The sequence below is a fragment of the Actinomadura verrucosospora genome, from assembly GCF_039540335.1.
In the GTDB taxonomy this organism is placed as follows: domain Bacteria; phylum Actinomycetota; class Actinomycetes; order Streptosporangiales; family Streptosporangiaceae; genus Spirillospora; species Spirillospora verrucosospora.
The window spans coordinates 167,472-187,733 of record NZ_BAABEV010000007.1 but is presented as its reverse complement, the minus strand read 5'-3'; the positions used below and the strand labels follow the sequence as shown (position 1 = coordinate 187,733).

Genomic DNA, 20,262 nt, shown 5'->3' with positions numbered 1-20,262 from the left:
TGGCACGGGAAGAACAGGTGAGACCGGCCGGTCATGGAGATCAGTCGGTTACGTAAGTTCCGGTCGGCGCGCATGATCGTAAGTTATGGTCGCGATCAAAAGTCGTTCCGGTAATCACCGTCACGCCCGAGGAGTGCAATGACGACGGTCATCCTGGTGGTGATGTGCGTCGTGGTGGGGGCGCTCGAACTGTACGCGGGCAAGCAGAGCCGGGACCAGGCCCATGCCTTCACCCGCCGGATCGACGAACTGAACGACCAGGTGACCAAGCAGAACAACGTGCTGGTCACCGTCGGCGAGCAGCTCACCGCGGAGCTGTCGCGCGTCAAGCAGGACGTGCTGCCCGCGCTCGACACCCGGCTCCGGCAGAACACCGGGCAGGTGGAGGAGCTCGCGGGCCTCGTCCACCAGGCGGACGACTACCTGCGGACCCAGGCGGGCAGGCTGCACGAGCTGGAGCAGCAGCGCATCACCCTCGCCGCGCTGCGCCGCAAGCTCGGCGAGGTCGAGACGTCGGTGCGGGCCGCCACCGGGGCGGGCGGCGGGCCCGTGGAGGGCAAGGTCGAAGCGGCGCTCGACCGGCTCGCGGACCTGGAGCGCGGCGGCGAGGAGATCCTGGAACTGCAGCGCGCCCTCACCCGCACCCTGGAGGACGTCGAGGACGTCGTCGCCGAGCTGCTGCGGTTCACCGAGGGCGAGCTCGACGACACCGTCACGGCGGCGCTCACCGGACGCCCCCGCCCCCACGGCGACGCCGTCACCGCGACCGGGCGCCTGTGGACGCGCGACGAGGAGCTGGAGGACATCCTCGGCGACATGTACGAGCGGTGCGTGCGCGCCAGCCGGCTGGCCGTCCGGTTCCGCACGTCCGAGGGCTCGAACGGCACTCCCGGCTCACCGGAGCGCCGCCGCTACTTCCTGGGCGGGCACGCCAGCGAGGACCTGGCGGGCGTGTTCAGCGCCCTGCTCATCTCCGCGGGCGCCGGCGCCCGGTCCGGCAACGGCCTGTCCGTCGGCGAGGCCAGGCGGGGCCTCGCGCGGGTGGAGCCGGGCGTCCCGGCGGGGGTGGAGCCCGCGCGCGGGCCCGAGGACGAGGCGGCCCTCAAGTCGCTCCTGCGGACGCTGGCGGAGTGCTCGGGCGCCGTCGCGCAGATCGGCCCGCTCATGGCCGTCCGGACGCGCGACGAGCTGCTGTGCGCGGTGCTGACGGCCGCGCAGTCGCTGGAGCTGGAGAGCGACGAGGTGTTCTGGGACCCGGCCGCCGCGAGCGTCCGGCTGCGGCGGCTGCCGTCCCATCAGCTGTGGGACCTCACCGGCTGGGCCACCGCCCCGTAGGCCCGCACGGAACGTTCCGCGGGGCCGCCGATGCGCACGTAGAGGGGGCAGCGCAGGGCGCCGGTCCGCGGGTCGGCCTCGACGCACAGGCCGATCCCGGCGGCGCGGTCGAGGAACACCGCGTTCTCCACGGCCCGCGCCCCGCGCACCGCGTACGGGACGGAGTCGGCGTCGCCGGTGTCGACGAGCTCCTCGAACGTCAGCCTCCGCGCGAACCGCATCAGCACCGCGGCGTCGACGACGCGGCTCCCGATCGCCGCCGACGGGCCCGCGACGACGATCCCGAAGCTCGGGTCCTCCCGGCCCCGCACGTAGATCTCCCGGTCCGGCTCCAGGCCCCGGCGCCGGTCGGGGACCTGGACGCCGAAGCCGGCGTCGCCGTTCAGGTACGCGGGCGGCCCGAAACCCGCCGGCGGCGCCCCGTCCCGGACGCGCAGCGCGCCCGCGGGCATCTCCCAGCCGGGCAGGTAGACGCCGAGGCCCCTCAGCAGCAGCCGCCAGATCGGACGTCCGGTCACCTCGGGCGCGAAATCGCCGCCCGGCCGGCCGGGCTCCCGCGGATTCTCGGCGTCGCCGTCCATGACGACCATGATCGGCGAACGGATCCGCGTCCGACAAGGCCCCGAGCGGAGCCGTGGCCCTTACCGTGCGGCCCCTGCACCTCCGGTGCCGCGTCGGCTACGGTTGTCCCACCCGGATCATGACGAGGACACGCCGTGAATCTGCAGGACATGATGGTGCACCGCGACACCTCGTCGCGGACGGTCGACAAGTATCTGATGTCCTACGAGGGCCGTGTCATCGCGGTTCGGCGGCATCCGGCCGTCCTGCTGCTACCGGTCGGGGTCGTCGTGGCCGGGCTCATCGCGTGCGGCGCGGCGAGCGCGGTCAGCGGGCAGGTCTGGATCTGGGGGCTGTGGCTGATCGCGGTCTGCTACCTGGCCTGGAAGGTGATCGCCTGGTCGGTCGACTTCTTCCTCGTCACCGAGCACCGGGTGATGGTCGTCAACGGCGTCCTCAACCGCAACGTCGCGATGATGCCGCTCGCCAAGGTCACCGACATCGCGCTGAACCGCTCGGTGCTCGGGCGGGTCTTCGGCTACGGCGAGTTCGTGATGGAGTCGGCGGGCCAGAAGCAGGCGCTGCGCAACGTCGGTTTCATGCCGTATCCGGAGCAGTTGTACCTGGAGGTCTCGTCGGTCATCTTCGGCACGGTCGAAGAGTCGCCGGACTGATCCCCGTTCAGGAGTCGAAGCCGAGGCCCATGCGGTCGAGGGTGCGGAGCCAGATTCCCCGGCGCCCCGCGTTGCGGTCGGCGCGGGCGATCTCGCGCCGGGTCAGCTCGATGACGCCGTAGCGCAGCGGCTCGGGCGGGAACGGGACGGGCTTGGAGCGCACCATCGCCAGCCGTGTCCGCTCGGTCTCCTCGCCGGGCGCGAGACCGACCCCCAGGAGGTCGAGCATGACGTCGGCTCCGAAGCGGGTGGCGCCGACACCGAGGCCGGTGTAGCCCGCCGCGTATGCGAGCCTGCCGTCGTAGGCCGTCCCGTAGAAGGCGCAGAAGCGGCTGCACGTGTCGATGACGCCGCCCCAGGCGTTGGTGAACCGCACACCCTCCAGTTGCGGGAACGTCGCGAAGAAGTGCCGGGCCAGAGTCGCGTACGTGGAGGGGCGCCGTTCCAGCGCGGGACGCATTCCGTTGCCGAAGTGGTAGACGGCGTCGTAGCCGCCCCACAGGATGCGGTCGTCGGCGGTGAGCCGGTAGTAGTGGAACTGGTTGGCGCTGTCGCCGAGCCCTTGCCGGTGCCGCCAGCCGATGGACGCGCGCTGCGCGGGCGTGAGCGGCTCGGTGACGAGCGCGTAGTCGTACACCGGGACGACGTAGTTGCGCAGGCGCCGAAGGATCGGCGGGAAGGCGCCGGTCCCCAGGGCGACGTGCCGGGCGGTGACCGTCCCGAGCGGGCGGGGCGCCCGGTCGCCCCGCCGCGGGGGCGCGGCGGCCGCCAGCCGGAGCCCGCGGGCGTCGGTGCGCGGCGCCGTGACGCGGGTGTTCTCGAAGACGCGGACCCCGAGGGCGCGGCACGCGTCCGCCAGGCCCCAGGCGAGCTTGGCCGGATGCACCATGGCGACGGCGTCGCGGTCCCACAGGCCCGCCAGGTAGGTGGGCGAGTCGACCTCGGCGCGGACCGCCTCCGCGCCGAGCATGATCGGTTGCCAGCCGTGCTCGTAGGCCTTCTCCGCCGCCTCCTGGAGCGCGGGCACCTGCCACTCCTCGGTGGCGACGCTCATCTCCCCCGTCGGCTCCCACTCGGCGTCGATGCCGTGGCGGGTCAGCGTCTCCGCGATGGCGCGCAGGTTGTCCCAGCCGAGGCGTTCGAGCGTGTGGGCGTCGTCCGGCCAGCGCCCGAGGCCGTTCTCCAGGCCGTGGGTGAGGCTGGCGGCGCAGAACCCGCCGTTGCGTCCGGACGCGGCGGCGCCGATCCGGCCGGCCTCCAGCACGACCACGTCCAGGGACGGGTCGCGCTCCTTGGCGAGCAGGGCCGTCCACAGGCCGCTGTAGCCGCCGCCGACGACGGCGAGGTCGCACGTCAGCGTGCCGGACAGCGCCGGACCCGCCTCGGGGCGGGCCGGGTCCCCGAGCCAGAACGGCTCGGGGGCGGCGTCGGCGAGCGCCCCGGCCACGTTCGCGTTCATGCTCGCGTTCGCGCGCGGGCGCTGCGCCGCGCCGACACCACCGCGATCAGCACGCCGACCGCGAAGATGATCGTCCCCATCACGTTGACCTGCGGCGGCGTCCCCGTCCTGGTGGAACCGTAGATCCACAGCGGGAACGTGACGGTGGCGCCGCTGGTGAAGTTGGTGATGACGAAATCGTCGATGGACAGCACGAACGCCAGCAGCGCCCCCGCCAGCACCCCAGGCATGATCATCGGCAGGGTGACCAGGCGGAACCGCGTCCACGGGCCGGCGCCGAGGTCCTGCGCCGCCTCCTCCACCGCGGGGTCGAGCCCGACGACGCGGGCCCGGACCGTCACGGCCACGAACGCGATCGAGAACATCACGTGCGCGAGCAGGATCGTCAGGTAGCCGCGCGGCAGGTTGAACGTGACGAACATCGAGAGCAGCGAAGCGCCCATCACGATCTCCGGACAGGAGATCGCCATGAACAGCACGAGGTTCGTCGAGCCCTTGCCGCGGAACCGGTACCGGCCGAGCGCGAGGCCCGCGAACGTCCCGATGACCGTGGTGATCAGCGTGCTGAGCAGCGCGATCGTCAGCGAGTTGACGACGGCCGCGGTGAGGTCGCTCTTGTCGAACAGGTGCGCGTACCAGCGGAGCGTGAAGCCCTGCCACTCGAAGTTCTGCTTGCTGCGGGTGTCGTTGAACCCGAACAGGATCATGATCGCGATCGGCAGGATCAGCCACGCGATCAGCACGAGGGTGTAGAGGTGCAGGCCGGAGATCCGGCGCCGGGGTGCGCGCCGCCGCGGGGTCTCGGCGGGCGCCGCGGGGGCCTTGGTGTGCGTCGTCATCGTCCCGCCGCCTCCAGGACGTCCTGCGTGCCGAGCGTGCGCGCGTAGGCGAAGATCCCGACGAGCAGGATCGCCATCAGCGCGAACGACAGCGCGGACGCCGTCGGGTAGGCGCTGTTGTTGAAGTACTCGGTCTGGATGACGTTGCCGATCATGGTGTTCTGCGGGCCGCCGAGCACCTCGGCGTTGACGTAGTCCGACGACACCGGCACGAACGTCATGATCACGCCGGCGAAGACGCCGGGCAGCGACAGCGGCAGGATGACCCGGAGGAACGCCTGCGCGCGGCTCGCGTACAGGTCGTAGGCCGCCTCCACCACGCGCGGGTCGATGCGTTCGAGCGCCACGTAGATCGGCAGGACCATGAACGGCAGGAAGTTGTAGGCGAGCCCGGACACGACCGCGACGCCGGTGTCGAGGACGTGGAAGCCCTCCGGCAGGACGCCGTGGTCGCGCAGCGGCCCGAGGACCGGCCCGTTGTCGGTGAGGACGAGCTTCCACGACACCGTCCGCAGGATGAACGAGACGAAGTAGGGAAGCAGCAGGAGGAACAGGTACGTCGACTTGGCGCGCCCGCCGCGGAACGCGATCCAGTACGCGGCCGGGTAGGCGAGCACGATGCACGCGACCGTCGCCAGCAGCCCGTACCAGAGCGACCGGACGAACTTGTCGCCGTAGGTGCTGAGCCCGTCGGTGTAGTTCTGCCAGTGCAGCGTCTGCTGGAAGCCGTCGATGAGGTTCCCGGTCTGCAGCGACAGGGACACCATCAGCACCATCGGGACGAGGAAGAACGCCGCCAGCCACAGCCCGCCCGGAAGGATCATCAGGTACGGCGCGAGCCGTCCCCGCACCCCGCCCATCACGAGCCCTTGGAGATCGGCTCGAAGATCTTCTGGTACTCGGTCTCCTCCGCCTGCGTGAGCCGCCGGTAGTGCCGCAGCCGGGCCAGGTCGGCCTGCGACGGGAAGATCAGCGGGCTGGTGCTGAGCCGGGTCAGGTCCTTCTTGTCGTCGCCGCCCGCCTGCTCGGCCTTCTGCGCGAGGAGCTTCTGGGTGGCCGGGATCGGCGGCATGTAGTTGATGAACTCGGTCAGCGGCGCGTTGTTCTCGGGAACGTAGAGCCAGTTCATGAGGGTCAGCGCGTCCACCGGGTTCTCGGCGGTCTTCGGGATGCACAGGTTGTCGGTCCAGATGGTGCCGCCCTCCTCGGGCACCACGAACTTCACGTCCGGGCTCGTCAGGCTGTACACGTCCCCCGACCACGCCATGGTCATCCACACGTCGCCCTTGCTGACGGCGTCGACGTAGTCCTGGCTGTAGTACTTGCGGACGATGCCCTTGTCGCGCTGCTCGCGCAGCTTGGCGGCGGCCTTCTCCCAGTCCGCCTTCGTCGACTTCTCCGGGTCGATGCCGAGCAGGAACATCCCGAAGTTCCCGAGCTCCTGCGAGTCGCCCATCATGCCGACCTTGCCCTTGTACTTCGGGTCGAACAGCTGGGCGATGCTGGTGATCTCCTCCTTCACGTACTTGGTGTTGTACGCGATCCCGGTGACCCCCGACTCGTACGGGATCGTGAAGGCGTTGCCCGGGTCGTAGGACGGGTTCTTGAACGACGGGCCCACGTTCGCCTGGAAGTTCGGCAGCTTCGACAGGTCGAGGGGCGCCAGGTAACCGAGCTGGCGGCACTGCTCCAGCTGGATCCCGTTCGTCATCACCATCAGGTCGAAGCCGATGGACTGCCCGGCGGCCAGCGGAGCCTGGATCTTGCCGAACCACGGGCCCATCTCCTGGATGACCTCCTTGTAGGTCACCTTGACGCCCGTCTCCTTCTCGAACGCCTTGATGGTCTCCCGGTCGTCCTGCATGTAGCCCGGCCAGTTCGCCCAATTGAGCCTGCCGCTCTTGGCCTTGTTCGCCCAGTACTTCTCGACGTCGCTCTGGGTGACCTTCTCCTTGCCGCCCTGCCCCTTCACCCCGCACGCCGACAGGGCGAGCCCGGCGCCCGCCGTGCCCATCAGCCTCAGGACGTCGCGGCGAGCCAGGCCGCCCGCGCCGGAGCGCGCCAGGCGCGGCCTTGTGAGTCCGCGGAGGAAGGAAGGGTCGAACTGGCTCATTGCGGGGCTCCAATGGCGTACGAGTGGCGCGGATCCCACGACAACCAGACGCTGTCGCCGCGCACGGCGATGTCGTCGGCGGACGTCGCGTTCTGCAGGAACACGACGACGTCGGCGCCGGCGGAGGTGGTGATGTTGTAGTTCGTCGACGTCCCGAGGTACACGACCTCGGTCACGGTCCCCCGGACGGCGCACTGCCCGTCCCCCGGCCTGTCCAGCCCGATCCCGATCTTCTCGGGGCGGACGGTCAGCTCCACGCGCTCCCCCGCGACGGCCTCCCGGCCGTGGCGCATCGGGACCTCGATCCGGCCGTCGGGGCCGTGGGAGAGCACCGCCCCGCCCGGCCCCGTCCCGGTGACCTCCCCCTCCAGCAGGTTGGACGTGCCGATGAACCCGGCCACGAACCGCGTCGCGGGATGCTCGTAGATCTCCCGCGGCGTGCCGAGCTGCTCGATCACCCCGTCGTTCATGACGGCGATGCGGTCCGACATCGTCAGCGCCTCGCCCTGGTCGTGCGTCACGTACACGAACGTGACGCCGACCCCCCGCTGGATCCGCTTCAGCTCGACCTGCATCGCCTGGCGCAGCTTCAGGTCGAGGGCGCCGAGCGGCTCGTCCAGCAGCAGCGCCCGCGGCTCGTTGACCAGTGCCCGGGCCAGCGCGACCCGCTGCTGCTGGCCGCCGGACAACTCGGCGGGACGGCGCTTCTCCCGTCCCGCCAGGTCGACGATCTCCAGCATCTCCCCCACCCGCCGCGTGATCTGCGCCTTCGGAACGCCGCGCCGGCGCAGGCCGAACGCGACGTTCTCGAAGACGCTCATGTGGGGGAAGAGCGCGTACGACTGGAACACCATGTTCACGTCGCGCCTGTTGGGCGGCACGTCCGTGACGTCCTGCCCGCGCAGCCGGACCCGCCCCGCCGTCGGCTCCTCGAAGCCGGCGATCATGCGCATGGTCGTCGTCTTGCCGCATCCCGACGGGCCGAGCAGGGAGAAGAACTCCCCCTCCGCGATCGACAGGTCGACGCCGCGCACCGCCGCCACGGTCTCGCCGTAGGCGTGGTAATCCTTCTCGACTCCCGCGAGTTCGATCGCGGGGACCGCGACGGCCGGATCGTCGCGCGCCGCGGCGGGTTGGGTCTCGGTCATGGGCGGGACTTCCTTCACGGGCTCCGGTCGGCGGCGCTCAGCCGCCGATGTAGTGCATGACGTGCTTGACGCGGGTGTAGTCCTCGATTCCGTACATCGACATGTCCTTGCCGTAGCCGGAGTGCTTGAAGCCGCCGTGCGGCATCTCCGACACCAGCGGGATGTGGGTGTTGACCCACACGGCGCCGAAGTCCAGTGCCTTGCTCATGCGCATGGCGCGGCCGTGGTTCTGCGTCCACACGCTGGCGGCGAGGCCGTACTTGACGCCGTTGGCCCACTCCACGGCCTGAGCCTCGTCCGAGAAGCTCTGGACGGTGATGACCGGGCCGAAGACCTCGTTCTGCACCATCTCGTCGTCCTGCCTGAGGCCGCCCACGACGGTCGGGGCGAAGAAGTAACCGCGGTCCCCCACGCGCTCGCCGCCGGTGAGGACCTTCGCGTGGCTGGGCGCCCGCTCGATGAAGCCCTGGACGCGCTCCAGCTGGTTCGCGTTGTTCACCGGCCCGTAGAAGGCGTCGGCGTTGCTCGGAGGCCCGACGACCGTCCCCTTGGCGGCCTCGGTGAGCGCCTCGGTGAACTCCCCGTGCAGCCGGTCGGCGACCAGCACGCGGGTGGCCGCCGTGCAGTCCTGGCCCGCGTTGAAGTACCCGGCCTCGGCGATGCCCGTCGCCGCCGCCTCGACGTCGGCGTCGTCGAACACGACCACCGGCGCCTTGCCGCCGAGCTCCAGGTGCACCCGCTTGAGGTCCTTGGCCGCCGACGCGGCGACCTCCATGCCGGCCCGCACGCTCCCGGTGATCGACACCATCTGCGGCGTCGGGTGCTCCACCAGCGAGCGCCCGGTGCCGCGGTCGCCGCAGATCACGTTGAAGACGCCCGGGGGCAGGAACTCGGCCGCGATCTCCGCCAGCATCAGCGTGCTCGCCGGGGTCGTCTCGGACGGCTTGAGCACCACGGTGTTGCCCGTCGCCAGCGCCGGCCCGATCTTCCAGATCGCCATCATCATCGGGTAGTTCCAGGGCGTCACCTGGGCGCACACCCCGATCGGCTCCCGCCGGATCGAGGAGGTGTGGTCGGCCATGTACTCGGCGGACGCCTTGCCCTCCAGCACCCGGGACGCGCCGGCGAAGAACCGGAGGTTGTCCACCATCGGCGGCACCTCCTCGTCCAGGGTCATCTGGACGGGCTTGCCGGTGTCCCGGCTCTCCGCCCTGACGAGGTCCTCCGCCCGCTTCTCGACCGCGTCCGCGAAGCGCAGCATCGCGAGGCTCCGCTCCCCCGGCGTGGCGTCGCGCCAGGCGGGGAACGCGTCGGACGCCGCACGGAACGCGGCGTCGACGTCCTCGGCGCCGGACACCGGCGCCTCCGCGTACGTCTCGCCGGTGCTGGGGTCGACCACCTCCAGCGTCCGCCCGTCCTTGGCGTCGACGTATTCTCCGCCGATAAAGTTGCGCAGCCGCTCGCCGCTCATCCTCAGGTCCCTCCTGGGCGCCGTCGCCCGTTGTGTCCTGTTGGCCCGACCCTTACAGAGGAGTCCGTCCAACACAAGTGATTCCGTTGTTACGATCGAATTTCACGACTGATTCACTTGGCCCAGAGGCCTCACACCCTCGATGCCGCAGCTAGGAGAACCGGATGGAACGGGCAGCCCGCGTCCAGCTCGACGAGACCGCCAAGCAGATCATCGAGCAGCTCCAGCAGGACGGCCGCCGCTCCTATGCCGCCATCGGCAAGGCCGTGGGCCTCTCCGAGGCCGCCGTGCGCCAGCGCGTGCAGAAGCTCCTCGACACCGGCGTGATGCAGATCGTCGGCGTCACCGACCCGCTCATGCTCGGCTTCCACCGCCAGATGATGATCGGCGTCAGGTGCGAGGGCGACCTGGAGAAGATCGCCGACGAGCTCGCCGCCCTGGACGAGATCGACTACGTCGTCATCACCGCGGGTTCGTTCGACATCCTCCTGGAGCTCGTCTGCGAGGACGACGAACGTCTTCTGGAACTTCTCGGCCGTATCCGCGCCGTCCCGGGCGTCGTCTCCACCGAGAGCTTCGTATACCTCAAACTTCGCAAACAGACCTACTCCTGGGGAACCCGCTGACTCCGCCGGACACCGCCGATTCTCGTTCTCAGAGGGGATGTCCTGGCAACTCCTCGCGGCGTACTTTGAAAGGCCGCAAGGAAGGAGACCGGCCATGCCCGAGTCGGTTCGCCAGGACCTTCCGGCCGATCCCGCCGACGATCACATCACCTTCCGTACCACCGCGGAGCAGTTTCTCGTGATCCGCGCGGCGGCCGAGCTGATCGGCTGGTCGGTCACCGACTTCGTCCTGTCAGCCGCCCTGGACCGCGCCGAACGCGACCTCTACGAACACGCCGCGGCGCAAGAGGCGGCAGAGCCCGCCCCCGACCCGATCCCTCCCTACACGGCCCTGCTGCTGGCCCTGTCCTGACCCACCCCGAGCAGACGAAGCCCACACGCTGACACCCCTCCCCGGCGGCGGTCGAACACGACCACCAGACGACCGCCGCCACAGGGCAACCAAACCGCCCAGCCCACCCATGATCAACACTCCCATTCCACTCACCCACTCTCAAACGCAAGCACTACCGGCAACCAGCCCTCCCAGAACAGCCACCAGCACCAGCAAAACCTGGCCCAACCACCAGGCACCAATCACGGCCAGCCACACGTAGAACGACCCACCACCAACACAGCACCGGCAGAAACCCAACCCACCCAACCGCCACCATGAGCGAGTCCAGCCAAACGACCCCAGAGAACCCCAGAGCGCAACACCTCCTAGCGGCCAGCCATCACCAGCAGGAGTTCAGAGCCGTCACCGCCAAGAGCTAATCGCGGCCAGACGGACCTCAGAAGGCACCCAGAACGACCAACCACTCTCAGCGACCAGCACCGGCCGGAGCCGAGGCCAATCACCGCCAGGTACGGTGCGGGAGCACCTGAGCACGGCTCGTCCTTGAGGCCCCGGCCGCGAACCAGAGCGCTCGCCTGCTGGGTGGCGCCGACGTCGCCTTCGGAGCCATCGATCACATCGGGCCGATGTGCCGTTGCCTGCGGGTGGGGCTGGAGAATGGGGGGATGGGTGAGGCTGTGAGCAAGGCATGTCTGTTCTGCGAAATCATCAAGGGAGAGCGGCCCGCGCACGTCGTGCTGGACGCACCGGACGCGATGGCGTTCCTCGACACCCGCCCTCTCTTCAAGGGCCACACGCTGCTGGTCCCCCGGACGCACTACGAGACGCTCACTGACCTGCCCGAGGACCTTCTAGGCCCGTTCTTCGCGCAAGCCCAACGCCTTGCGCAGGCGATGGAATCCGTCCTCGGAGCAGCCGGCTCGTTCGTCGCCATGAACAACCGGATCAGCCAGAGCGTCCCCCACCTGCATGTACACGTGGTTCCACGCAACCCGAAGGACGGCCTCCGCGGCTTCTTCTGGCCACGCCAGAGATACGCCTCCGACACCGAGGCCGCCGACTACGCAGCCCGCCTCTCAAAAGCCCTAACCACCCCCACCTAACCCAACCCCCCCAACAACCCCCACCCCACCCCACCACCGGCACCCAACGCACCACAACGGGCCGCGCGCCCTGACCGCGAAGGCCGAGGGGTTCTGTGCCTAGTACTGGCTCACCGTCAGGCCACGTCGAGGGCCTACCAAAGGTCGGCCAAGAGTCCCAAGCCCCGCCAGCCCCCAAGCCACCTCAGCACTTCAGACAACGTCAGCACCCCAAACCACGTCAGGCCACGCCAACACAGCAGCGTGTAGGGGCTACAGGCCCCCTAAGCGCGCCAACCGGACTCCACAGCCAGGGCAACGCGACGGATCCCAGACCACCCACCACGCCAACCGAGCTGCACACCGCATCAAGGCACCGTGCGAGCTCCCAGACCACCCAAGCGCACCGACCGGGCCACACACCACGTCAGCACGGCTGCGGGTAGAGGTCGGAGAACGCCCAAGCGCGCCAGCCGGACTGCACGCCGCGTCGTCAAGCCCATCGCTGAGGTACCCCACAGTCCTTCGGTGCCAGACGTCGCCCTGCGGAACGGCTCCGCAGCGATCGGCGCTGCGAGCAACGGCACGCAGACGAAGGCATGTCAGGGGCGGCCGGGCTTCGCTATCGAAGACTGGGCCTTCCTGGCCTGCTGGTGCACGCAAGAGGTCGCCTGACACACCCGTGACTTCAGGGCGAGGTTCAGGCGCGGGTGGCGTGGGTGGAGCTAACGCCGTCCTTACGGAGAGGTGTCTACAGTTCCGGTGCCATGCGGCTCGAGCGTGTCGCCTTTCGTTATCGGCGCCGGGACCCATGGGTTTTTCGGGATGTCACCGTGACGCTTCCGAAAGGAAGCGTCACTGAGGTGACCGGGCATAACGGCGCGGGGAAGTCCACGCTGCTGCGAGTGATGGCCGGCCTGCGCAGGCCACGAGCGGGCGTCGTCGAAGGCCGTCCCGCACGAGTGGGGTACGCGCCGGAGCGGTTTCCGGTCGACCAGCCGTTCAGCGTTCGCGCCTACCTGGGCCACTTGGCGGCCATCCGCCGCATCCCCGCTGGCACTGGTGACGTCTGGGCAGAGCGGCTGGCCTTTGCGCATCTCCTAGATGTACGGCTGCCCGAACTCTCGAAGGGCAGCGCGCAAAAGATCGGGCTTGCGCAGGCGCTCATGGCGGACCCCGAGCTGCTCATCTTGGACGAGCCCTTCGCGGGCCTGGACGCCGCTACCCGCGATTCCCTCCCCGAACTGATCTCCGATTTGGCCTCGCGCGGCACCACGGTCGTCGTCAGCGACCACCAGCGCTGCATCGAGGCGATGCCCGGCGTCGACCGCCTGCACGTCGCCAACCGCTCCGTGACACCGCTGGCCCCGGGGGACACCAGTCCTTGGACCGTCCTGGAGGTCGAGGTGCCCGGAGACGAGGCCGACACCGTGGAGACGAAGCTGAGGGCCGACGGCTACCGGGTGCGGAGGCGTGAAGAGTGATCGCACTTGTCCGCTTCCACGTGGCGGGTTACCTCCGCTCGCTGCGCGTCCTGCAGCCGCTGATCGTCGTGGCTCTGCTGGTGGCGTTGGTCCTCGCGCAGGGGCCGAGCGGTCCCGACGCGGGCGAGCTCGCGGTGCGGACTTTCGCGGATGTGGCGGCGATCATGTTCCCCGTGTGGGCGTGGTCGGCTCGCGCCCTCCTGGACACACAGCCCGATGAGCAGCGCGCTCTGACCGCCACCGCGGCCCGCCACCCGTCCGCGCCCACGTGGGCGGGCCTGCTCGCGGCCTACGGGGTGAACGTCTCACTGGGCGTCGTGACACTGGCCATTCCTCTCATCCAGGCCCTCCAGGCGGGCTCGCCGGGACGGGCGATCTTGGCAGGCTGCGCGTTGAACCTCCTCGTCGCCGTCCCCGGCACGCTGCTCGGGGCGTGGACGAGTCGCCTCCTCATCCCCGATCCCGGGATCTCACTGCTGGCGCTTCTCGGCGGCGCGACCGCTCTCCTCCTCCTGGGCATGGGACGGCTCTCCTGGCTTTCCATCCCGATGATCGACTGGATGCGCGCAGCTCACGACGGCCCGAACGTCTTCGTCTCGCACTTCCCCGTCACCGCCCTCCACCTCCTCATCTGGTCCACGGTCGTAGGCACTGCCTACTTCGTAACCACCCACCGCACCCCCTGACCACTCCTCGCGGTGGTGCATCCACCCTTCGGCGGCGGTGTCGCGGGCGCGACTCCCGAGGAGCACCAGCTCACACCTCGCCTTCGCCTGCTGACCCGGCCCTTGCCAGTGAGGCCCCCGATGCTTGAGCGAACGAGGTAAAGCGTTTCCGCATCCACGGCGAACATCACGCCGCCGCGTCCCCTGAGCACTCGACCACGGACACTCGCCTTAGGGGAGTTCACCAGCCCGAACAAGCTGGGACGCACAGCATCGCGCTGGGACGGCGCCATGGAGAGCGACCCCAGCGAGCACCAGGTCACGCCGCGCCTGCGTCGTCCGGCAGGGCTTTGAACGGACGGAGCTAAGCCTCTGTGGCTGGGGTAGTCATCACGGCCATGTGCGTGCCGCGCCCCGGAAGGGTCCGGCCGATCTCGTTGGCGTAGTTGTACAGGAAGAGGTAAGCGACAGCCTCTGTCCGCCTTCGACTGCGGCACAGCATGTTGGCAGGGCACAGGCCGCCGCCAGTATGAGCTGACGCTCCTCGCCACTTCCTCTTCGCGGCCAGCTCTACCCGCAGGCATCTCGCCGTTGAGAGCCCGGGACGGCCACCGGGGCGACGCTACGGGCCGACGGCCGTGTGAGTTGACGCTCCTCGCCGCTTCCACCTCGCGGCCGTCTCTATTCGCAGGCATCTCGCCGTTGAGAGCCCGGGACGGCCACCGGGGCGACGCTACGGACCGACGGCCGTGTGAGTTGATGCTCCTCGCCGCTTCCTCTTCGCGGCCGTCTTTGTTCGCAGGCATCTCGTCGTTGGGGGGCCGGGACGGCCACCGGGGCGACGGTATGGGCCGCCGCCCGTCGGGTGGTGTGTTCCCGAGGGTGTGAGGCTGTGGAGGCTGATTTGGCCCAGCGGGCGTTCGGTCGGGGGATGCCTTCGGGTGGGTTACGCGGCCTGGACGGTTAGCCATGTCTGCTCCAAAGGGGTGTCGTGGCGGTTGCAGAAGTAGATGCGGCCCGGGTCGCCCCAGTACCAGCCGAGGCGGTCGTCGGAGTCGAGTTGGAGGAGGAGGTGCCATTCCTCGACCGCGCGTTGCTCGTCCGGTGTGAGGGCCGGAGGATTGAGGGAGTTCAGGGTGCGGCCGGTCGAGGCGTACAGGCAGTCGGGGCCGACGGGACGCTGGACGAGGGTCGGCCAGCCGCCCAGTTGGTGCGCGGGCGCTTCGTCCGGGCAGGTGTGGCGCGTCCACGCGGCGTGCAGTTGTTCGTACACGGGCACGATGCCGTCGTAGACCATCTCCAAGCGCTGGATGACCGCCTCCTGAGGAGAAGGCAGGGAGAGGAACGGAGCGGCGCCTAGCGTGACCTGCGGGTAGGAAAGGGCGCCTGATGGCGGGGTCGCCGGGCGGAGGGTGCCAGTGAAGACGCGCCAGCCGTCGCGTTGGCTCGGTTCGTCGCCCCAGGGACGCGGGAGCCCGCTCGCGTAGTAGAACGCGGCGCGGCAAGCGGGCAGACCGGGCACCCTCGGCAGGCCGGCGAGGCCCGCGAAGTCGATCGCGCCTAAGAAGTCGAGCGGGCGGCCTTTCCAGGTCGGCCATGGCTCGTCCGGCGGCAGCTGCGGGGTGCCTCCAAGGTGGACGGGCACCTCACCGCGGGTGGAGAGGCGAAGCCCGGGCTTGGTCAGGGGCAGCAGAATGGCCGTGATCTCCGGCGCGAGGAAGGCGTCGAACAGGGCTCGGAGCCGTCGGTACTGTACGGCGAAAGGGTCCATGCACGTAGCGTGGCGCGACCGTCACGCGGTGCGCCACGTCCTGCGAAATTGTGGATAACTTCGTCAGCGTTCGAGGGCCGCCGCGAGTTGCAGCAGGAAGCGGTCGACCTCCTGCTCGTCGTAACCGGGCCCGAACCGGACGGTGCGGAACGCGCTCTCCCGCACGTCCCGGGCGGTCACGGGCGGGGCGATGCCGCGCAGGCCGGCGATCACGCGTTCGAGGAAGGCGTCCACATCCCGCACGTCGTAGCCGGGGCGCAGGCCGGCACCGGAGAAGCGCGCGTTCTGGATCCAGTTGATCAGCCAGGCCGGCTGGGCGCGGGTGCGGCCGGGGCGCTCCGCGATCGGCGCGCGGGCCTGGAGTTCCCTGATGCACTCGCGGAGCAGCTCGTCCACCGCGCGGTGGTCGTAGCCGCGAAGGACGGTGGTGAACCGGGCTTGGCGCACCTCGTCCGCGGGCACCGGCGGTCCGCCGCTCAGCGCTTGCGAGATCCGTTTGAGCAGGGCGTCGACCTGGTCCCGGTCGTAGCCTCGCAAGACCACCGGCAGCCGTGTACCCGTCCTCACCGGCACCGCGCTCCTCAGCCGTGTCCGCGCGCTCCGCGCGGCGCCGGGAACGCGCCCCGCGGCGCGCTCAGTCCTTGGTCGCCGCGGCCAGCTGCCCGCAGGCCCCGTCGATCTCCCTGCCCCGAGTGTCGCGCACCGTGACCGGGACCCCGTGGGCCTCCAGGCGCCGGACGAACTCGCGCTCGTCCTCGGGCCGGGAGGCGGTCCACTTGGAACCCGGCGTTGGGTTCAACGGGATCAGATTGACGTGTACGAGATGGCCGCGCAAGAGCCTTCCGAGAAGATCGGCCCGCCAGGCCTGGTCGTTGATGTCCTTGATGAGGGCGTACTCGATCGAGACGCGGCGCCCGCTGCGCTCGGCGTAGGCCCAGGCGGCGTCGAGCACCTCGGAGACCTTCCACCGGTTGTTGATGGGCACGAGGTCGTCGCGCAGCTCGTCGTCGGGGGCGTGCAGGGACACGGCCAGCCTGACCGACATGTCCTCGGCGGCGAGCTTCTCGATGGCCGGTACGAGCCCGACCGTGGAGACCGTGACCGAGCGCTGGGAGATGCCCAGCCCGGCGGGCGCCGGATCGGTGATGCGCTTGACCGCGCCTATCACGGCCTTGTAGTTGGCCAGGGGCTCGCCCATGCCCATAAAGACGATGTTGGAGACGCGGCCGGGGCCCCCTGGGACGCGCCCACGGGCGAGTGCGCGCGCGCCCGCGGCGACCTGCTCGACTATCTCGGCCGTGGAAAGGTTGCGGGTGAGCCCTGCCTGACCGGTGGCGCAGAAGGGGCAGTTCATCCCGCAGCCCGCCTGGGACGAGACGCACATCGTCGCCCGGTCGGGGTACCGCATCAGAACCGACTCGAACAGGACGCCGTCGAAGGCCTTCCAGACGGTCTTCAGTGTCGTTCCGCCGTCGCAGTCCAGTTCGCGTACTGGGGTCAGCAGCGAAGGCAGCAGTTCGGACACCAGCCGATCCCGGACAGCGGCCGGCAGGTCCGTCATCTTGGCGGGATCGTCGACGAGGCGCGCGAAGTAGTGGCGCGACAGCTGGTCGGCGCGGAACGGCTTCTCCCCCAGTGCGGCGACCGCCTCGCGACGCTCGGCCGTGGTGAGGTCGGCGAGATGCCTCGGCGGCTTGCCGCGCCTCGGTGCGGCGAAGACGAGCTTCGCCGGGGTCTTCTTGGGCGCGGCACCGGTCGCGGAGGGCTGGGTGGTAGACATGGTCCTTCCAGTGTCGCAAACACCTGTGCGTGCATCGTCCGTCCTGGACGTCCGCCCATACCTGAACAGCGACATTCCTGCACACGGCCTTGTCTGCGACTAAGGTCTCGATCATGTCGGTTTTGCGCAGGGGCGCCGCCTCGCCCCGGGGGTCAGCGGCCACGGTCGTCCACGCGGCGGCCAGCCCGTACGGCAGCCGGCGACTCACCGTGGAGACCGACGGCGAGGTCACCGCCGCCTACCTGAAGGACGCGCGCGACTCGGTGGTCGGGGCGGTCTGGGTCGCGAACCACCGCGAGGCCCCACGGGAACTGGACCGGTCGCGGCTCGACGCGGGCCACGCGCCCCTTCTGCCAGAGTCCCACGTGCGCCACCCCGCAGGACGCCCGGCGCTGGACACTGAAGCGCTGGAGGTCGTCTGGTTCGAGGAGGGCGACGGCGTGGCCCTGCTTGAGGGGGGCGACCTGCTGCTGGTGATCCCCGGCTGGTCTGACATGGGGCGCGGCATTCCCGGCTACGCCCGCGACGCCACGCTGCAGAGCCCGTTCGCCTTCCCTCTGGACGAAGGGATCGAGGACTTCGGGCCTCGCGTCGAGCAAGCACGCGAGCACTGGAAGAGATGCCGCGCAGACGGCTCCTGGGCGGAGTTCCAGCAGTCGATCCTCGGTCACCTCCTGCAGAGGCTGGGTCCCAGTGGCCACTACTGGCACGATGTCGGACGCCAGTTGGCGGGCGGCAGGCCGAGCATGGCCCCGACGGTCGGGGTCTCGGAGCGTCCCGCAAGGGGCGACCGGCAGTTCACCGTTCTGAGCACGGTCGGGATGAGCCGCCAGCGAATGCCTACGGTCGAACTGTACGAGGACGACGTCGCCCCATACGGACGCATAGAACTGGCCGTCGCCAGCACGCTGCCCAGTCAGCGGTCAGGCAGCATCTTCCCGTGGCTGGCGCAGTACCCGTGGCGGTCGGTGACGTGGTTCGCGCCTGGGGACGTCGTCAAGTGGTACCACGAGGCTCGCACGTTCCCCCTCGGCAACGGCGAGTCGTCCTGGGAGGGTGTGCTTCTTCTGGACGACCCGAACCGTCTCGCGGGTCCTGAGGCGCCTGGCATGACCGGACTGACACTCGCCGGCGACGCCGTCCGATGGCTGTGGCTCGTGCCCATCACGGGCGAGGAGCACCGGTTCGCCAAGAGCGAGGGGTCGGACGCGCTCATCCGGCGTCTGGCCCAGCAGGGCCGTTCCTGGGTCGTTTCCTAAGGCGGCCTGTCTCTCAGGGGCGGTCCGCAGTCGAGCCGCGGAACGCCCCCAGGACGTCCTAGCTGGGGACGAACAGTTCCAGCAGCAGCCAGACGACGGGGGCCGTCGCGACGAGGGAGTCGAGGCGGTCCATCACTCCCCCGTGGCCGGGCAGGAGCGTTCCCATGTCCTTGATCCCGAGATCCCGCTTGATCATCGATTCGACGAGGTCGCCTGCGGTCGCGGTGACCACGGCGGCGAGTCCGATGATCACGCCCTGCCAGATGTGACCGCCGTCCAGAAGCCACCACACCAGCCACCCGCCCACGATCATGCAGGTGACGGCGGACCCGGTGACGCCCTCCCAGGTCTTCTTCGGGCTGATCGTGGGCGCGAGCTTGTGCCGGCCCAGGAAGGACCCGGCGAAATACCCGCCGATGTCGCTGGCGACGGTCGTGGCGATGAAGATGACGATGCGGTGGTCGCCGTCGTCGGGACGCATCAGCAGCGCGACGATCCCGCCCATCAGCACCAGGTAGCCGGCCACCAGCGACCCGGCGGTGACGTCCCGCACGTATCCGGAGGCGCCCTCGGTCAGGCGCGTCATCAGCAGCGCGAGGACCGTCAGCGAGACCGCGGCGATGGTGGCGGTGGAGCCCCACACGTAGGCGACGACCGGCGTTCCGACCATTCCCGTCGCGACAGGGATGAACGGGACACGGATGTCGCGGCTCTTGAAAGCCTCGGTCAGTTCCCGCATACCGAGGAACAGGAACACGACCATCACGCCAAGGAAGATCTCCTTGATCGTGTACAGCGAGAGCAGCACGAGAGCGCCGAGCGCGACGCCCACGCCTATGGCGAGCGGGAGGTTTCGCCCCGTCTTGCTCTCGGGCTTCCCAGCGGGCGTCGCGCCGCCGGAAGGCGAGGGGCCATCGGAAGACGGGGGGTCGCCGGAGCCGTCCCGCCCCTGCCCAGGGGGCGAGGCCAGTGCTTCTCCGGGGGGTGGGCCGGCCATGTCGACCTCCGGCTCGTCCGGGGAGCCCGAGGGCTCCCCGGCGTCGTCAAGTCTCATCAAACTTCGAGCAGTTCGGCCTTCTTGTGCTCAAGGAGCTCGTCGATCTGCGCCACGTAGCGGTGCGTCGTGTCGTCGAGATCCTTCTCGGCACGCCTGACGTCGTCCTCGCCGACCTCGCCGTCCTTGGCGAGCTTGTCGAGGGCGTCCTTCGCGCGGCGCCGGATGTTGCGGATGGAGACCCGGCTCTCCTCCGCCTTGGTGCCGGCGACCTTGATGAACTCCTTGCGGCGCTCTTCCGACAGGTCCGGGAAGACGACCCGGATGACGTTGCCGTCGTTGGTGGGGTTCACACCGAGGTCGCTGTCGCGAATGGCCCTCTCCACCGCCTGCATGGACGACTTGTCGAAGACCTGGACGACGACCATCCGCGGCTCGGGGAGCGTGAAGGACGCGAGCTGGTTGATCGGCGTCGGCGTCCCGTAGTACTCGGCCGTGATCTTGTTGAACATCGCGGGGGTGACCCGGCCCGTGCGGATGGCCTGGAAGTCCTCCTTGGCGACCGCGACCGCCTTCTCCATCTTCTCCTCGGCTTCGAGGAGGGTCTCGTCGATCACTGTGACTCCCGTGTCATCTGGTCGGCCCTGATCCTGCGGTTCCGCGC

Annotated in this window: 20 protein-coding genes; 8 read left to right on the top strand and 12 right to left on the bottom strand. The window is 69.7% G+C overall.

Going from position 1 to position 20,262, the window contains the following annotated elements; genetic code table 11:
* The first annotated feature begins 138 nt into the window (after positions 1–138).
* Positions 139–1,335: a hypothetical protein gene (locus tag ABD944_RS11140; RefSeq protein WP_345175061.1), complete on the top strand. Its 1,197-nt coding sequence runs from the start codon at positions 139–141 to the stop codon at positions 1,333–1,335.
* On the opposite strand, the gene ABD944_RS11135 is transcribed toward ABD944_RS11140, so the two are convergent.
* Complete coding sequence (locus ABD944_RS11135; RefSeq protein WP_345175059.1) at positions 1,296–1,916, bottom strand: hypothetical protein; 621 nt, start codon at positions 1,914–1,916, stop codon at positions 1,296–1,298. The two genes, ABD944_RS11140 and ABD944_RS11135, sit on opposite strands and share 40 nt — an antisense overlap.
* A 135-nt stretch (positions 1,917–2,051) precedes the next feature.
* Between ABD944_RS11135 and ABD944_RS11130 the strand changes: the two genes are divergently transcribed.
* Positions 2,052–2,570 (top strand): PH domain-containing protein, encoded by a 519-nt coding sequence (locus ABD944_RS11130; RefSeq protein WP_345175058.1) that lies wholly within the window; start codon positions 2,052–2,054, stop codon positions 2,568–2,570.
* A gap of 7 nt (positions 2,571–2,577) precedes the next feature.
* Here ABD944_RS11130 and ABD944_RS11125 read toward each other — a convergent pair whose 3' ends face one another.
* Genes ABD944_RS11125 through ABD944_RS11100 form a run of 6 tightly spaced genes read right to left on the bottom strand, consistent with a single transcriptional unit; the run spans position 2,578 to position 9,600 of the window.
* Positions 2,578–4,029: an NAD(P)/FAD-dependent oxidoreductase gene (locus tag ABD944_RS11125; RefSeq protein WP_345175057.1), complete on the bottom strand. Its 1,452-nt coding sequence runs from the start codon at positions 4,027–4,029 to the stop codon at positions 2,578–2,580.
* Entirely contained in the window at positions 4,026–4,868 is an 843-nt protein-coding gene (locus ABD944_RS11120) for an ABC transporter permease (protein ID WP_345175056.1), read from the bottom strand. Before ABD944_RS11120 ends, ABD944_RS11125 begins: the two co-directional genes overlap by 4 nt.
* Complete coding sequence (locus ABD944_RS11115) at positions 4,865–5,728, bottom strand: ABC transporter permease (RefSeq protein ID WP_345175054.1); 864 nt, start codon at positions 5,726–5,728, stop codon at positions 4,865–4,867. Before ABD944_RS11115 ends, ABD944_RS11120 begins: the two co-directional genes overlap by 4 nt.
* On the bottom strand, positions 5,728–6,981 hold the full coding sequence (locus ABD944_RS11110) for a polyamine ABC transporter substrate-binding protein (RefSeq protein ID WP_345175050.1): 1,254 nt from the start codon (positions 6,979–6,981) through the stop codon (positions 5,728–5,730). Before ABD944_RS11110 ends, ABD944_RS11115 begins: the two co-directional genes overlap by 1 nt.
* On the bottom strand, positions 6,978–8,129 hold the full coding sequence (locus ABD944_RS11105; RefSeq protein WP_345175048.1) for an ABC transporter ATP-binding protein: 1,152 nt from the start codon (positions 8,127–8,129) through the stop codon (positions 6,978–6,980). Before ABD944_RS11105 ends, ABD944_RS11110 begins: the two co-directional genes overlap by 4 nt.
* Before the next feature lie 37 nt (positions 8,130–8,166).
* The gene (locus tag ABD944_RS11100; RefSeq protein WP_345175046.1) at positions 8,167–9,600 is read right to left on the bottom strand and encodes a gamma-aminobutyraldehyde dehydrogenase; all 1,434 of its coding nucleotides are present in this window, start codon (positions 9,598–9,600) and stop codon (positions 8,167–8,169) included.
* 164 nt (positions 9,601–9,764) lie between these two features.
* Here ABD944_RS11100 and ABD944_RS11095 point away from each other — a divergent pair, with 164 nt between their 5' ends.
* The 5 genes from ABD944_RS11095 (at position 9,765) to ABD944_RS11075 (ending at position 13,815) form a co-directional block, all read left to right on the top strand.
* On the top strand, positions 9,765–10,226 hold the full coding sequence (locus ABD944_RS11095) for an Lrp/AsnC family transcriptional regulator (RefSeq protein ID WP_345175044.1): 462 nt from the start codon (positions 9,765–9,767) through the stop codon (positions 10,224–10,226).
* A gap of 94 nt (positions 10,227–10,320) precedes the next feature.
* Positions 10,321–10,578, top strand: coding sequence for a type II toxin -antitoxin system TacA 1-like antitoxin (locus ABD944_RS11090; protein ID WP_185023107.1), 258 nt, complete (start codon positions 10,321–10,323; stop codon positions 10,576–10,578).
* A 650-nt stretch (positions 10,579–11,228) separates the two neighbouring features.
* Entirely contained in the window at positions 11,229–11,666 is a 438-nt protein-coding gene (locus tag ABD944_RS11085) for an HIT family protein (RefSeq protein WP_345175040.1), read from the top strand.
* A 746-nt stretch (positions 11,667–12,412) separates the two neighbouring features.
* Positions 12,413–13,129: an ABC transporter ATP-binding protein gene (locus ABD944_RS11080; RefSeq protein WP_345175038.1), complete on the top strand. Its 717-nt coding sequence runs from the start codon at positions 12,413–12,415 to the stop codon at positions 13,127–13,129.
* Positions 13,126–13,815: a hypothetical protein gene (locus tag ABD944_RS11075; RefSeq protein WP_345175036.1), complete on the top strand. Its 690-nt coding sequence runs from the start codon at positions 13,126–13,128 to the stop codon at positions 13,813–13,815. Before ABD944_RS11080 ends, ABD944_RS11075 begins: the two co-directional genes overlap by 4 nt.
* Before the next feature lie 925 nt (positions 13,816–14,740).
* Here the strand turns inward: ABD944_RS11075 and ABD944_RS11070 are convergent.
* The 3 genes from ABD944_RS11070 to rlmN all read right to left on the bottom strand — a co-directional run bounded on the left by ABD944_RS11070 (position 14,741) and on the right by rlmN (position 17,345).
* Positions 14,741–15,565 (bottom strand): DUF1963 domain-containing protein, encoded by an 825-nt coding sequence (locus ABD944_RS11070; protein WP_345175034.1) that lies wholly within the window; start codon positions 15,563–15,565, stop codon positions 14,741–14,743.
* Positions 15,566–15,628: 63 nt separating this feature from the next.
* Positions 15,629–16,132, bottom strand: a complete 504-nt coding sequence (locus ABD944_RS11065) for a DivIVA domain-containing protein (protein WP_345175032.1) — start codon at positions 16,130–16,132, stop codon at positions 15,629–15,631.
* A 67-nt stretch (positions 16,133–16,199) separates the two neighbouring features.
* Positions 16,200–17,345 (bottom strand): dual-specificity RNA methyltransferase RlmN, encoded by a 1,146-nt coding sequence (gene rlmN, locus ABD944_RS11060; RefSeq protein ID WP_345175030.1) that lies wholly within the window; start codon positions 17,343–17,345, stop codon positions 16,200–16,202.
* 113 nt (positions 17,346–17,458) lie between these two features.
* On the opposite strand from rlmN, the gene ABD944_RS11055 reads away from it, so the two are divergent.
* Positions 17,459–18,604, top strand: a complete 1,146-nt coding sequence (locus ABD944_RS11055; RefSeq protein ID WP_345175028.1) for a suppressor of fused domain protein — start codon at positions 17,459–17,461, stop codon at positions 18,602–18,604.
* A gap of 58 nt (positions 18,605–18,662) precedes the next feature.
* Here the strand turns inward: ABD944_RS11055 and ABD944_RS11050 are convergent, their stop codons facing one another.
* A complete protein-coding gene (locus ABD944_RS11050; protein WP_345175026.1) occupies positions 18,663–19,436 on the bottom strand; it encodes a phosphatidate cytidylyltransferase in 774 nt (257 codons plus the stop codon).
* Between the two features lie 221 nt (positions 19,437–19,657).
* Positions 19,658–20,215, bottom strand: a complete 558-nt coding sequence (gene frr, locus ABD944_RS11045; protein WP_345175023.1) for a ribosome recycling factor — start codon at positions 20,213–20,215, stop codon at positions 19,658–19,660.
* Positions 20,216–20,262 lie beyond the last annotated feature (47 nt).

Bases quoted from the DNA above. Each gene is read 5' to 3' on its own strand.
- ABD944_RS11135 (WP_345175059.1), bottom strand. From the start codon at position 1,916: ATGGACGGCGACGCCGAGAATCCGCGGGAGCCCGGCCGGCCGGGCGGC.
- ABD944_RS11080 (WP_345175038.1), top strand. From the start codon at position 12,413: ATGCGGCTCGAGCGTGTCGCCTTTCGTTATCGGCGCCGGGACCCATGG.
- rlmN (WP_345175030.1), bottom strand. From the start codon at position 17,345: ATGTCTACCACCCAGCCCTCCGCGACCGGTGCCGCGCCCAAGAAGACC.
- ABD944_RS11095 (WP_345175044.1), top strand. From the start codon at position 9,765: ATGGAACGGGCAGCCCGCGTCCAGCTCGACGAGACCGCCAAGCAGATC.
- ABD944_RS11140 (WP_345175061.1), top strand. From the start codon at position 139: ATGACGACGGTCATCCTGGTGGTGATGTGCGTCGTGGTGGGGGCGCTC.
- ABD944_RS11125 (WP_345175057.1), bottom strand. From the start codon at position 4,029: ATGAACGCGAACGTGGCCGGGGCGCTCGCCGACGCCGCCCCCGAGCCG.
- ABD944_RS11070 (WP_345175034.1), bottom strand. From the start codon at position 15,565: ATGGACCCTTTCGCCGTACAGTACCGACGGCTCCGAGCCCTGTTCGAC.
- ABD944_RS11110 (WP_345175050.1), bottom strand. From the start codon at position 6,981: ATGAGCCAGTTCGACCCTTCCTTCCTCCGCGGACTCACAAGGCCGCGC.
- ABD944_RS11090 (WP_185023107.1), top strand. From the start codon at position 10,321: ATGCCCGAGTCGGTTCGCCAGGACCTTCCGGCCGATCCCGCCGACGAT.
- ABD944_RS11105 (WP_345175048.1), bottom strand. From the start codon at position 8,129: ATGACCGAGACCCAACCCGCCGCGGCGCGCGACGATCCGGCCGTCGCG.
- ABD944_RS11120 (WP_345175056.1), bottom strand. From the start codon at position 4,868: ATGACGACGCACACCAAGGCCCCCGCGGCGCCCGCCGAGACCCCGCGG.
- ABD944_RS11085 (WP_345175040.1), top strand. From the start codon at position 11,229: ATGGGTGAGGCTGTGAGCAAGGCATGTCTGTTCTGCGAAATCATCAAG.
- ABD944_RS11115 (WP_345175054.1), bottom strand. From the start codon at position 5,728: ATGGGCGGGGTGCGGGGACGGCTCGCGCCGTACCTGATGATCCTTCCG.
- ABD944_RS11055 (WP_345175028.1), top strand. From the start codon at position 17,459: ATGTCGGTTTTGCGCAGGGGCGCCGCCTCGCCCCGGGGGTCAGCGGCC.
- ABD944_RS11100 (WP_345175046.1), bottom strand. From the start codon at position 9,600: ATGAGCGGCGAGCGGCTGCGCAACTTTATCGGCGGAGAATACGTCGAC.